The sequence below is a fragment of the Cupriavidus pauculus genome, assembly GCF_008693385.1.
Classification (GTDB): Bacteria; Pseudomonadota; Gammaproteobacteria; order Burkholderiales; family Burkholderiaceae; genus Cupriavidus; species Cupriavidus pauculus_D.
The window spans coordinates 1,216,565-1,228,697 of the sequence record NZ_CP044065.1 but is presented as its reverse complement, the minus strand read 5'-3'; the positions used below and the strand labels follow the sequence as shown (position 1 = coordinate 1,228,697).

12 protein-coding genes are annotated in these 12,133 nt (G+C 66.6%); 2 read left to right on the top strand and 10 right to left on the bottom strand.

What is annotated here, in order from left to right; genetic code table 11:
* Nucleotides 1–14: 14 nt before the first annotated feature.
* The 6 genes from FOB72_RS05625 to FOB72_RS05600 form a co-directional block, all read right to left on the bottom strand.
* The gene (locus FOB72_RS05625; protein ID WP_150371634.1) at nucleotides 15–1,625 is read right to left on the bottom strand and encodes an ABC-F family ATPase; all 1,611 of its coding nucleotides are present in this window, start codon (nucleotides 1,623–1,625) and stop codon (nucleotides 15–17) included.
* 108 nt (nucleotides 1,626–1,733) lie between these two features.
* Nucleotides 1,734–2,678, bottom strand: a complete 945-nt coding sequence (ldcA, locus tag FOB72_RS05620) for a muramoyltetrapeptide carboxypeptidase (RefSeq protein ID WP_150371633.1) — start codon at nucleotides 2,676–2,678, stop codon at nucleotides 1,734–1,736.
* Entirely contained in the window at nucleotides 2,675–3,214 is a 540-nt protein-coding gene (tadA, locus tag FOB72_RS05615) for a tRNA adenosine(34) deaminase TadA (RefSeq protein WP_150371632.1), read from the bottom strand. The genes ldcA and tadA overlap by 4 nt, the downstream gene beginning before the upstream one ends.
* Nucleotides 3,214–3,690, bottom strand: a complete 477-nt coding sequence (locus tag FOB72_RS05610; RefSeq protein ID WP_150371631.1) for a 6-pyruvoyl trahydropterin synthase family protein — start codon at nucleotides 3,688–3,690, stop codon at nucleotides 3,214–3,216. The genes tadA and FOB72_RS05610 overlap by 1 nt, the downstream gene beginning before the upstream one ends.
* Before the next feature lie 3 nt (nucleotides 3,691–3,693).
* Complete coding sequence (gene queE, locus FOB72_RS05605; RefSeq protein ID WP_150371630.1) at nucleotides 3,694–4,338, bottom strand: 7-carboxy-7-deazaguanine synthase; 645 nt, start codon at nucleotides 4,336–4,338, stop codon at nucleotides 3,694–3,696.
* A gap of 51 nt (nucleotides 4,339–4,389) precedes the next feature.
* Nucleotides 4,390–5,313 carry a LysR substrate-binding domain-containing protein gene (locus FOB72_RS05600; RefSeq protein WP_150371629.1) on the bottom strand — a complete coding sequence of 308 codons (924 nt, stop codon included), beginning with the start codon at nucleotides 5,311–5,313 and terminating at the stop codon, nucleotides 4,390–4,392.
* A gap of 138 nt (nucleotides 5,314–5,451) precedes the next feature.
* Here FOB72_RS05600 and dkgB point away from each other — a divergent pair, with 138 nt between their 5' ends.
* Nucleotides 5,452–6,255, top strand: a complete 804-nt coding sequence (gene dkgB / locus FOB72_RS05595; protein WP_150371628.1) for a 2,5-didehydrogluconate reductase DkgB — start codon at nucleotides 5,452–5,454, stop codon at nucleotides 6,253–6,255.
* A 12-nt stretch (nucleotides 6,256–6,267) separates the two neighbouring features.
* Here dkgB and FOB72_RS05590 read toward each other — a convergent pair whose 3' ends face one another.
* On the bottom strand, nucleotides 6,268–6,789 hold the full coding sequence (locus FOB72_RS05590) for a DUF3016 domain-containing protein (RefSeq protein ID WP_150371627.1): 522 nt from the start codon (nucleotides 6,787–6,789) through the stop codon (nucleotides 6,268–6,270).
* A 51-nt stretch (nucleotides 6,790–6,840) separates the two neighbouring features.
* The gene (locus FOB72_RS05585; protein WP_150371626.1) at nucleotides 6,841–7,284 is read right to left on the bottom strand and encodes a MarR family winged helix-turn-helix transcriptional regulator; all 444 of its coding nucleotides are present in this window, start codon (nucleotides 7,282–7,284) and stop codon (nucleotides 6,841–6,843) included.
* Between the two features lie 129 nt (nucleotides 7,285–7,413).
* On the opposite strand from FOB72_RS05585, the gene FOB72_RS05580 reads away from it, so the two are divergent.
* A complete protein-coding gene (locus FOB72_RS05580) occupies nucleotides 7,414–7,653 on the top strand; it encodes an FmdB family zinc ribbon protein (RefSeq protein WP_150371625.1) in 240 nt (79 codons plus the stop codon).
* Nucleotides 7,654–7,661: 8 nt separating this feature from the next.
* Here FOB72_RS05580 and FOB72_RS05575 read toward each other — a convergent pair whose 3' ends face one another.
* Both FOB72_RS05575 and FOB72_RS05570 read right to left on the bottom strand, forming a co-directional pair.
* Nucleotides 7,662–8,489: a response regulator transcription factor gene (locus FOB72_RS05575; RefSeq protein ID WP_223851426.1), complete on the bottom strand. Its 828-nt coding sequence runs from the start codon at nucleotides 8,487–8,489 to the stop codon at nucleotides 7,662–7,664.
* Nucleotides 8,490–8,506: 17 nt separating this feature from the next.
* A complete protein-coding gene (locus tag FOB72_RS05570) occupies nucleotides 8,507–12,010 on the bottom strand; it encodes an ATP-binding protein (RefSeq protein ID WP_150371624.1) in 3,504 nt (1,167 codons plus the stop codon).
* Nucleotides 12,011–12,133: the final 123 nt, after the last annotated feature.

Below are 12,133 nucleotides of genomic sequence, written 5' to 3'. Positions count from 1 at the left end.
GGTGCGGCCGCCGGTCAGCCGTCGATACCCTGCGATTGCAGGTATTCGTCGTAGGTGCCGAGGTAGTCGGTCAGCGTGCCATCGGTGCGCACTTCGATCACGCGCGTGGCCAGGCCGCTGACGAATTCACGATCGTGCGAGACGAAGATCAGCGTGCCCGCGTACTTGTCCAGCGCGATCTGCAGCGACTCGATCGACTCCATGTCCATGTGGTTGGTCGGCTCGTCGAGCGCCATCACGTTATGGCGGCCCAGCATCAGCTTGCCCCAGATCATGCGGCCCTTCTCGCCACCGGACAGCACCTTGACGGACTTCTTGATGTCGTCGGCCGAGAACAGCAGGCGGCCCAGCGTGCCGCGCAGCGACTGGTCGTCGTCGCCGGCCTGCGTCCACTGGCTCATCCAGTCCATCAGGTCGCGGTCTTCCGGGAATTCCTCGTACGTATCCTGCGGCATGTAGCCGACGTTCGCGTTTTCGGCCCACTTGATGGTGCCGCGTTCCGACGGCACACCGCCCTTGACCGCGCCGTGCAGCAGCGTGCGCAGCAGCGTGGTCTTGCCCGCGCCGTTCTCGCCGATGATCGCCACACGCTCGCCAGCCTGGATGGCCATCGACATGTCGTTGAGGATCTTGCGATCGTACGACTTGGTCACGCCTTCCGCTTCCACGGCGAGGTTGTGCAGCTTCTTCTCGAACTCGAAGCGGATAAACGGGTTCTGGCGCGAAGACGGCTTGATGTCCTCGACCTTGATCTTGTCGATCTGCTTCAGACGCGACGTGGCCTGACGCGCCTTCGACTTGTTGGCCGAGAAGCGGCGCACGAAGTCCTGCAGTTCCGTGATGCGGTCCTTGGCACGCGCGTTCGCGGCCACCTGACGCTCGCGCGCCTGCATGGAAGCTTCCATGTAGTCGTCGTAGTTGCCCGGGTAGACCTTCAGCGTGCCGTAGTCCATGTCCGCCATGTGCGTGCACACGGAGTTCAGGAAGTGGCGATCGTGGGAGATGATGATCATCGTCGAGTTGCGCTCGTTGAGCACATCCTCGAGCCAGCGAATCGTGTTGATGTCGAGGTTGTTGGTCGGCTCGTCGAGCAGCAGCACGTCCGGATTCGAGAACAGCGCCTGCGCCAGCAGCACGCGCAGCTTCCAGCCCGGCGCGATCTCGCTCATCGGGCCCTGGTGCTGGTCCGTCGGAATCCCCACGCCCAGCAGCAGTTCGCCGGCGCGCGCTTCGGCCGTGTAGCCGTCGTACTCGGCGTACTTGGCCTCGAGGTCCGCGGCCTTCATGTAGTCGTCGTCGGTCGCCTCCGGATTCGCATAGATCGCGTCACGCTCGGCCGCGGCGGCCCACATCTCGGTGTGGCCCATCATCACGACGTCGAGCACGCGCGCATCTTCGTACGCGAACTGGTCCTGACGCAGCTTGCCCAGACGCACGCCGGGCTCCAGCATCACGTTGCCCGCCGACGGCTCGAGGTCGCCACCGAGGATCTTCATGAACGTGGACTTGCCACAGCCGTTCGCGCCGATCAGGCCGTAGCGGTTGCCTTCGCCGAACTTGACCGAGATATTCTCGAACAACGGCTTGGGGCCGAACTGCATGGTGATGTTTGCGGTAGAAAGCACGTCTGGAACCTTGTATGGAGAGATGGCGCGGCAGCGCCAGTCCGCCGGGAAAAATAAACGACGATTTTACCACTCGCGCGGTCGATCGCCCTGTAAGCAGAGTGGTGGCTAGCGCACCGGATAGCCCGATAACGCCAGCGAAAAGCCGTCGGCGCGCGCGCTCAGCCGTGCCCGCGCGCCCACGGGCAGCGTGAGCTTGCGCGCGCAGTGCCCGAACGGCAGACCCGTGACCACGGGGATGCCCGCGCGGTCCTGCACGTACGCGAACACGGTGTCCATGTCGTAACCGTTGTCGTAGTCGGTCGTGCGGTAGTTCGAGAAATCGCCGAGCACGATGGCGCGCTGCGACGCGAGCACGCCGGCCTGCAGCAGCTGCAGCAGCAGCCGTTCCACGCGGTATGGCGGCTCGTTGACGTCCTCGAGGAACAGGATGCCACCCTCTATATGGGGACAATCCCGCGGAAGATAAGGGGTACCGAGCAACGTCCCGATCATGGCGAGGTTGCCGCCCCACAGCGTGCCCTCGATCGCGCCCGAAAACGATTGCCCGGCCAACTGGGGCGCCTTCACGTCGATCGTGTAGGCCGGATCGCGCAGGATGCCCTCGAAATGGCGCCACATATAGGCATCGACAGCCTCGGGACCGAAGTCCGCGAGCAGCATCGGCCCGGCGAACGAGACGCCGCCGGTGGCCGCCAGATACGCGAGGTGGAATGCCGTGAAGTCGCTATGCCCGACGATCAGCGGCCGCGTCGCGCGCGCCTGGTCGGCAATGCGCGCGAAGTCGATGCGATCGAGCAGCCGCGCCATGCCATAACCGCCACGCACCGCGAGCACGAGTTCATGCGCACCGCCCGTGCCGATGGCATGGAGGTCCGCCAGACGTTCGTCGTCGGTGCCCGCAAAGCGGTAATGCCGGCGCGCGAGGACCTCGGGGTTCGTCACGCGATAGCCATGGTCCGCAAGCCACGCGCAGCCGCGCGCCGCGGTGGCGTCGTCATGCGGGTAGCCCGAGGGGGCGATCAGGCGAACGGCGGTCTCGGCAAGGCTCATGCGTCGGTATCCGTCTTGAGTGCGGCGGCTTTCTGGGCAGCCTTCTGCGCGCGCCGCTTCGCGCCGAAGAAGTCCCGCAGCATCTGGCCGCACTCGTCGGCCATCACGCCGCGCGTGACCGTGGTCTGGTGATTGAGGCTCGCCTGCGCGAACAGGTCCACCACGCTGCCCGCCGCGCCCGTCTTCGGATCGGTGGCGCCGAACACCACGTGCCGCAGCCGCGCATGCAGGATCGCGCCGCTGCACATCGCGCACGGCTCCAGCGTGACATAGAGCTCGCACTCCGGCATGCGGTAGTTGCCGAGCACGCGCGCGGCCGCGCGCAGCGCCTGCATTTCCGCGTGCGCGGACGGATCCACCGAACGGATCGGCAGGTTATGTCCACGCGCGATGATTTCGTCGTTCCACACCACCACCGCGCCCACGGGCACTTCGCCAGCCGCCTCGGCCAGCCGTGCTTCCTCGAGCGCGGCCGCCATGTAGCGGCGGTCGCGCGCCACGTTGTCGGCGGATGGGGGGAAAACGTCAGCGGTCATCAGTCCTGCGCGGGCAGCCGGACGGGCGCGCTCACCTCGGCCCAGCAGTTCGGCGTCTCGAACAGCACGAGTCGCGTCAGCTGCAGCTGGTGGCCGAAGCAGTCCTTGAACACGGGCGCGAGGATATCGAACGCTTCCTGCGCGAGGTTCTCGACGGTCGGAATCGACTCGATCACGACGGTCTTGTGGTTGTCCATCGTCTGCAGGAAATTCAGCAGCGCGGTGTCGCCACGATAGATCAGGAACGCATGATCCCACTTGTTGACCAGATGCTCGTTCGCGAGCGCCTTGATGTCGCCGAAGTCGAGGATCATGCCGTCGTCCGGCGCGCCTTCGCGATGCAGTACCTCGCCGGACAGCGTCAGGTCCAGGCGATAGCGATGGCCATGGATATTGCGGCACTGGCCGCCATGGCTCGGAATGCGGTGACCGGCATCGAATTCGAGCCGGCGGGTGATGGAGACTTGTTTCGTCATGGATCAGCGAATGCCCAGCAGCTTGTGAGTCTGCAGCGACAGGCGCCAGCGCGGATGACGCTGGCAGAAATCAACCGCGGCAGCCGTATTCTGCCGTGCCAGCGGGCCATCCATGGCCTGCACCATGAAATAGCGGAAATCGAGCTGCTCGTATGCCGCGAAGTCCTGGCCGTCCTGCGGAATGACCACCTTGAGTTCGTCGCCCTTCGTGACGACGAGTTCCGACCCCATCTTCGGGCTGACGCAGATCCAGTCGATACCGTCGGGGACCGCGATGGTGCCGTTGGTCTCGATCGCGATCTCGAAGCCGCGCGCATGGAGCGCGGCAATCAGCGGCGCATCGAGCTGCAGCAGCGGCTCGCCGCCCGTGCACACCACGAGCGGCTTGCCGCCCGCGGCCTCGGCGCCCTGCGGCCATTCGGCGGCAACCACGTCGGCCAGTTCCTCGGCCGTGCGGTACTTGCCGCCGCGCGTGCCGTCGGTGCCGACGAAGTCGGTATCGCAGAACTGGCACACGGCCCGCGCACGGTCTTCCTCGCGGCCGGTCCAGAGGTTGCAGCCCGCAAAGCGGCAGAACACCGCCGCGCGGCCCGCATTCGCGCCCTCGCCCTGCAACGTGTAGAAGATTTCCTTTACGGCGTAAGTCATGAAGTGTGCGTCGGTCCCGGGGGGTCTGAAATATCGCGGAAAAACCGAAAATTATACCAGTCGCTCAGGGTTTACGCTTGGGACGTAGTCGCTCCCGAGGTGTCGCGACAGGAAGTCGAGGAATACGGAGATCCGGGCCGACAACTGCGTATTGAGATAGTAGACCGCGTGGATGGACTGCCGCACCTCGACGGTCTCGCGCATCAGCACCTGCACGAGGTTGCCCGCGCGGCGGTCGGTCTCGGTCATAAAGTCGGACAGGCAGGCCATGCCCTGGCCGGCCAGCGCGAGGTGGCGCACGGTTTCGCCGCTGGATGCCGAAATATGTGGCGTGATCTGCACCCCATCGCCATCTTCGCTGCGTAGCGGCCATCGGTTCAGATGATCGGGCTGGTTGAACCCGAGCAGCGTATGGCTCGCCAGATCCGCCACGGATTTGGGCCGGCCGTGCTGCTTGAGGTAGGCCGGACTCGCGAGCACGCGGATCTGGCTCGTGCCCAGTGCGCGCGCATGCAGCGTGGAATCGCGCAGCACGCCGATGCGGATGGCCACGTCGGTGCGGTGCTCGAGCAGATCGATGATCTGGTCGTTGGTATTGAGTTCGAGCTCGATATCGGGATAGCACGCGCGGAATGCGCCGACCAGCGGCACGATCACATGGATCATGAACGGCGATGCCGCGTTCACGCGCAGCCGGCCGGCCGGCTTCTGGCGCCGCAGGGCCATCTGCTCTTCGGCCAGCTCGGTCGCGGCGAGGATCTCGCGCGCGTGGGCGAGCATCGCCTGCCCTTCCTCCGTCAGTTCCAGCCGGCGCGTGGTCCGGCGCAGCAGCGTGGTTTCCAGTTTTTCCTCGAGCCGCGACAGTGCGCGGCTGATGCCGGATACCGTCTGGTCGAGCGAGTCCGCGGCGGCCGTGATCGACCCGCGATCGACGACGGTCACGAATGCGGCGAGTTCTTCGAGCGTGAGTTTCATGCGGAGGGCGGCGTTATTCTTGAATTATAGTCAAATATCTTATTCGAATCACATGCTTTTTCCGCGAAACGATTGCGAGGACAGTGACGGCAACGCTGTGATTTCCGCCGCTATCCCCTTTCCTTCCCGGAGCCTCTTATGCAAATGCCCCAGTTCGGTCTTGGCACTTTCCGCCTCAAGGACCAGCAAGTCATCGATTCGGTCCTGACCGGCCTCGAGGTCGGCTATCGCCATATCGATACCGCGCAGATCTACGGCAACGAAGCCGAAGTCGGCAAGGCAATTGCCGAGAGCGCCGTGCCGCGCGAAGACATTTACGTGACCACCAAGATCTGGACCGAGAACCTCGGCCGCGATGCCCTGCGCGCGAGCCTCGAGACCAGCCTCGAAAAGCTGCGCACCGACAAGGTCGATCTGACCCTGATCCACTGGCCGTCGCCGAAGCAGGCCGTGCCGCTGCCCGAATATATGGAAGCGCTGTTGGCCGCGCGCGAAGCGGGCCTGACGCGCGAGATCGGCGTGTCCAACTTCCCGATCCGGCTGCTGAAACAGGCGATCGACGTGGTCGGCAAGGATGCCATCGCCACCAATCAGGTGGAGGTGCATCCGTTCCTGCAGAACCGTACGCTGGCCGCGTTCATGCGCGAGCAGGGTATCCATCTGACCGCCTATATGCCGCTGGCCTATGGCAAGGTCATGGACGACATCGTGCTCAAGCGCATTGCCGCCGATCATCAGGCGTCGCCGGCGCAGGTGGCGCTCGCCTGGCTGATGCAGCAGGGCTATGCGGTCATTCCGTCGTCCACCAAACGCGCGAACCTCGAAGCCAACCTTGCGTCGGCGCGGCTGAAGCTCTCGGATGCGGAGATGGATGCGATCGCCACGCTCGATCGCGGCGAGCGGCTGGCCAACCCGGAAAGCCTGAATCCGGGCTGGGACTGATCGAGGCAACGGTCAACGCACCAGCACCGCGCGCGCGAACCATTCGTCGAGCATGGCCTTTTCGTACCGGAGCGGATCGTTGTAGCCGTAGACGTTCACGCCCCACGCGAAGTTCATGCTGTTGATGCGCTGGGCGTTCGCGCTGGCCACCACGTCGTCGCCATGCCGCAGCACGTAGCTGAGCGTCATGCGTGGCCACGTGGCGTCGCGGATCACGCGGATATTGCCGCTGGCGTAGCGCCAGTCGATATAGCCCGCGAGATCCACGTCGAGCACGTCGATCGCGAGCGTGTATCCGGGCGGCAGCTGCCGGGCCGCGAGCTTTTCCAGATGCCGGCGGATATCGTCGAGCACGTGCGGATCGCTGCCGTAGTTCTCGGTGCGCGACGCATCCGTATAGGCTTCCGGATGGACGAACGTGACGGTCAGCGCACCGGGGTTGCTGCTCTCGGTCGCCGCCGTGGCGGAGGTTGCCGCCGCGAACGTCAGTGTTGCGATGGTCGCGATGGCGGTCAGGGACAGGATCTTGGGCATGGCATGCCTTTCATGCAGACGAGGCGTCTTCCATCTTAGCCCAGCCACCTTTCAACTCTCCACGATCCCGACGAGATTGCCGCGTACCCGCTGGAGCATCGCCATCAGCTGGTCCGACTCCTGAGGGGTGAAGCCGCGCAGCGCTTCGGCCGCGATCACGTCGCCGACGCGGCGGGCCTGGTCGAGCGCCTGCGCGGCCTTGTCCGTCATGCGCACCATGCGTTCGCGCCGATCGGCGGGGTTGGGCCGCCGGGCGATCCAGTCGCCCTCTTCCATGCGGTCCAGCAGGCGGCCGGCCGAGATCGGCGCCACTTCCATCAGTTCGGCCAGCCTGACCTGATTGACCTCCCCGTAATGCGAGAGGTAGGCCAGCGCGCGGCATTGCGCGCGGGTGAGGTCCAGCGATGAGCGCGCGAGGTCGTCGAACCGCTTGCCGGTCAACCGCCCGACATCGGCCACGAGGAAGCCAAAGCGCTTTTCGAGGTTCGTCTCCATGCCGGCGATTATAGGAGGCTGCCGCGCATGGCCGGTTTCATCGTGTCTTTCCGAAATTGCCATGGCGAAATCGACAAGACGGGGGCGGACTGCTTTAAGCTAGTGGCCTGTTCCCCCGACGGACGCGCAATGCCCACTTACGACTACCGCTGCGCCGAATGCGGCGACTTCGCGCGCATGCGGCGCATTTCGGAACGCGATGAACCGTGCGACTGCCCGGTCTGCGGCGCGGCGTCGCCCCGCGCGCTGGTCGCGGCGCCGTCGCTGGCGGGCACCACGGCGGGATCGCTCGATGGCGGGGGCGCGCATATGCATAGCGCGACCTGCGGATGCGGGTCGGGGGGCGTGAAACTGGCCGGGCGGTCGTAGGCGCTGCGTCAGCTCACCGGCAGGCACCGCTGCGCGGCCGCCACCGCCGCGGTGCGCGTCTCCACGCCAAGCTTTTCGTACACATGCTCCAGATGCTTGTTCACGGTCCGTGGGCTCATGCCGAGGATTTCGGCCACGTCGCGGTTGGTCTTGCCGCGGGCGACCCACAGCATGACTTCCGCCTCGCGCGGCGTCAGGGACGATGCCTCGGTCACGCGCGTGGGCAGGTCCGCGCGGGCCAGTTCCACCACCACCACGTCGGCCGTCTCCGCGGTCAGCGGCCGCAGCCGCAGGCCATGCCATGGCGCCCCCGGCTCCGCGAGCGCGGAGGCCAGCCCCGCGGGCAGCGGGTCGTTGGCCTTGCATGGCGGCCAGCCCACCGCTTCCAGCAATGCCACCGCGCTCGCGTTGACCCACGCGATGCGCCCGCCGGCCGCCGCGAGCATCGGCACCGTGCTGCCGAACACGGCCTCCCGCGCGCTGCGGGCCAGTCTTGCCTTGCTCGCATGCGAGCGGACCCTTGCCACAACCTCGGCGATTTCCACGGGCTTGGTCACGTAGTCGCACGCGCCCACCTCGAAGCCCCGCACGATATGGCCCGTGTCGCCGAGCCCCGTCATGAAGATCACGGCCAGGTCGCCATGCCGGTCCATGATGGCCTCGCAGGTCGCAAAGCCGTCCATGCCGGGCATATCGACGTCCAGCAGCACGGCGTCGGGCGCGAAATGCGCGAGCGCGTCGAGCGCGGCATTGCCGCTCGCGGCGGTATGCACGAGCATTGCCTCGCTGCCGAGCGCGCGCGTGAGGAAGCCGCGCGCGTCGGCGTTGTCGTCCACAACCAGGACACGGGGTTTCAGGATCGGGTCGCATGGAGAGCCTCGCCTAGGGAAACGTTGAGGGCATGGCCGTCGGTCCGCGCGAGCGCGAGCATACGGGATGCCCACGCCGCGAGGGCGCCGCCACTCTCGGCCAGTTCGGTCAATTGGGCTTCGAGCGCGCGCAGGCGGCCGGTGGCGCCCATCTGCAGCAACTCGCGGACGAGCTCGGCGTCCGGCGTGCCGTCGGGCATTGCCGCCAGCGCGGCATCGAGACTGCCCGTCCGCGCGACGCCCGGCTTACCCGGCTCGTCAGCGCGCCCGCTCGCTGGCCCGCGCACCGCCGCGCCGCCGGGCATCGCGGCGGGAGCGCCCGCTCGCGCGGACGGGCGATGGGGGCTCGCGCCCTGCGTGGCGACGGTGATCGCCGTGGTCAACGCCCGCCGCACGGTGTCGAGCAACTCCGCCTCCCGCACAGGCTTGCTGACAAAGCCAAAATACCCATGCGTGGCACGCGCCTCCTCGGTATTCTCGTGCGCATTCGCCGAAACGATCACCACGCGCGGCGCGTCGGGCAGCGCGCGCAGATGCCGGCACAAGTCCCACCCCGACGCATCGGGCAAATTCAGATCGAGCAACACCAGATGCGGCCGCACGCGCCGTACCGCGGGCAGGACCTCGGCCCCGACGCCGACCTCGTGCACCGTCAGCCCCAGCGGCCCGAGAAAGCCCCGCAATACTGCCCGATGCGCGGCGCGGTCATCGACCACGAGCACGCGCGCATCGTCGGGCAACGGCACCCGCTGTACCGCGGACGGCTTGGGCGCGGTGGCCGACACCACCGGCAGATACAGCCGCACCGAAAACTCGCTGCCCTCTCCCGGCGCGCTGCGTACCCGGATCTCGCCCCCCATCAGATCCGCGAGCAACCGCACGATGGCCAGCCCAAGCCCGATGCCTTCCCGATCGTCGTGCGGCGTCCCGCGCTCGAACGGATCGAAGATGCGCGCCTGATCCTCGGCCGAGATCCCCGGCCCCGTGTCCTCCACGGAAATCGTCGCAAGCTCGCGCTGGTGCCGCACGCTCAGCGTGACCGCGCCCTGCTCCGTGAACTTGATGGCATTGCTGACCAGGTTGATCACGATCTGCCGCAGCCGCTTGGAATCGCCATGCACGTGCGCGGGCAATGTGCCACTGACCCGATAGTGAAAGGCCAACCCGCGCGCGGCGGCCAGCGGCCGAAACATCCGTACGAGATCGTCGAACAGGCCTTCGAGCCCCACCGCCTCCTGCTCGAGGCGTAGCTTTCCTGCTTCGATCCGCGACAACTCGAGCAACCCATCGACGAGGCTCGACAGATGCTCGCCCGCGCGCCCGATCGTGCGAACGTCCTCGCGGCACACGGGCGGCAGCGTCGGCGCCCGAAGCAACAACTGCGAGTAGCCGAGAATCGAGTTCAATCCCGCCCGCATCTCGTGGCTCATGCCCGTGATAAAGCGGCTCTTGGCCTGATTGGCTTTTTCCGCGACCTCCTTGGCGCTCTGCAGCAGCGCATCGGTCTGCCTGTGCGCGTCGATTTCCTTCTGCAGCAGCATGTTCTGCCGCTCCGATTCTTCCTGCGCGACCGAACGGCTCTCGTTGGCCAGCACGAGCCACCACGCCGCCACGGCCGAGAACAGCATCAGCCCCGCGCCGATCTTGATGAACAGCCCGCCGCGCGGCAACGCGGCGACGAGCGGGCTCGACAGCTGCTCCTGCGTATAGAGCAGCCATAGCAGCGTGCCGAACGCGAACACCATGCCGAGCAGCACCAGACAGAACTGCCCGAGCCGCCGCGCCATGACGGGCGGCGTGCCGGCCGGCAGTACGCGCGTCAGCGCGGTGGCAATCTGCTCGGGCGCGCTGGCGCCGGGCTTGCAGCGGTCCCCGCAGCGCGCGTCGAGCGTGCAGCACAGCGAGCAGATCGGGCCGCGATAGGCGGGGCACGCGGCCACATCCTCGCGCTCGAACGGATTGCGGCAGATCGCACAGCGGATGACCGCGTGGCGCGCGCCGAAGTCCACGGGCGTGCGCGCGATGAAGTAGCGGCTCTGCGTGGCCCACGCGATCAGCGGCGGCAGCACGATGGCCAGCACGAGTCCCACCGCGACCGACGCGGGCCGCAGCGTATCGCCGAACGCGCCCAGATGCACGAGCATCGACAGCGCGGACGCGATCATCATCGCGCCGAAGCCGGACGGGTTGATATCGAACAGATAGGCGCGGCGGAACTCGATATCGCGCGGCGACAGACCGAGCGGCTTGCTCAGGACGAGGTCGCCGCAGATCGCGCCGACCCATGCCACGGCCAGGTGCGCATAGAGCGCTAGCACCTGCTCCAATGCCTCGAACACGCCCATCGCCATCAGCATCACGGCAATCAGCACGTTGAACGCGAGCCAGACCACACGCCCCGGATGGCTATGCGTGAGGCGCGCGAACACGTTCGACCACGCGAGCGAACCCGCGTAGGCGTTGGTGATATTGATCTTGGTCTGCGAGACCAGCACGAACACGCCGGTCAGCACCACGGCGAGCCAGACCGGCGAGCCCGCACCCAATGCCCGGGCAAAGCCCACAAGATACATCTGCGTGGGCTCCAGCGCGTGGGCCAGCGGCAGTTCGGCCTGCAGCACGACGAACGCGAGGAACGCGCCGCCGGCCATCTTGGCCGCGCCGAGGATGATCCAGCCCGGACCCGCCATGATCAGCGCGCTCCACCAGCGTACGCGGTTGCGCCTGGTCAGCGGCGGCATGAAGCGCAGGAAGTCCACCTGCTCCCCGATCTGCGCGATCAGCGCGGCCGCCACCGTGGCCGCCGCGCCGAACGCGTGCCACGAGAAGCCGTCGCCGTCGGCCAGCCGGCCGTTCAGCGACAGGAACTCTCCATAGAGATGCGGCTCGCGCCAGAGAATCAGCGCGTACGGCAACACCAGCAACACGAGCCACACCGGTTGCGTCCAGACCTGGATGCGCGACAGCAGCGTCACGCCGTGCATGACCAGCGGAATGACCACGATGGCGGACAGCAGGTAGCCGATCGGCCTTGGCATGCCGAACAGGAGCTCGAACGCCTGCGCCATGATCGCCGCTTCCAGCGCGAAGAAGATGAACGTGAAGCTGGCGTAGATCAGCGAGGTGATGGTCGAGCCGAGGTACCCGAAGCCCGCGCCGCGCGCGAGCAGGTCCATGTCGAGGCCGTGGCGGGCCGCGTAGTACGAGATGGGCAGGCCGGTCAGGAAGATGACCAGGCTGACGACGCCGATGGCCCACATCGCGTTCGTGAAACCGTAGCTCAGCGTGATGGCGGCGCCGATCGCCTCCAGCGCCAGGAATGCGACTGCACCAAAAGCGGTATTCGAGACCCGGAACGCGCTCCATTTGCGGAACGACCTTGGTGCAAACCGCAGCGCGTAGTCCTCGAGCGTTTCGTCGGCAACCCAGCGGTTGTAGTCGCGCCGGATCTTGCTGATGCGCTGTACGGGCTGGGTGGCGCTCGACATGTGGGCTCTGGGCAGAGAGTGGACGGGGGCGTGATGCAAGTTGTGTGCCTTGGACAGCGGCCCCCGCTCCATGCACGGTCGCACCGTACGCATCCGTACGTTGAATGACGTATAGGCGTGCGC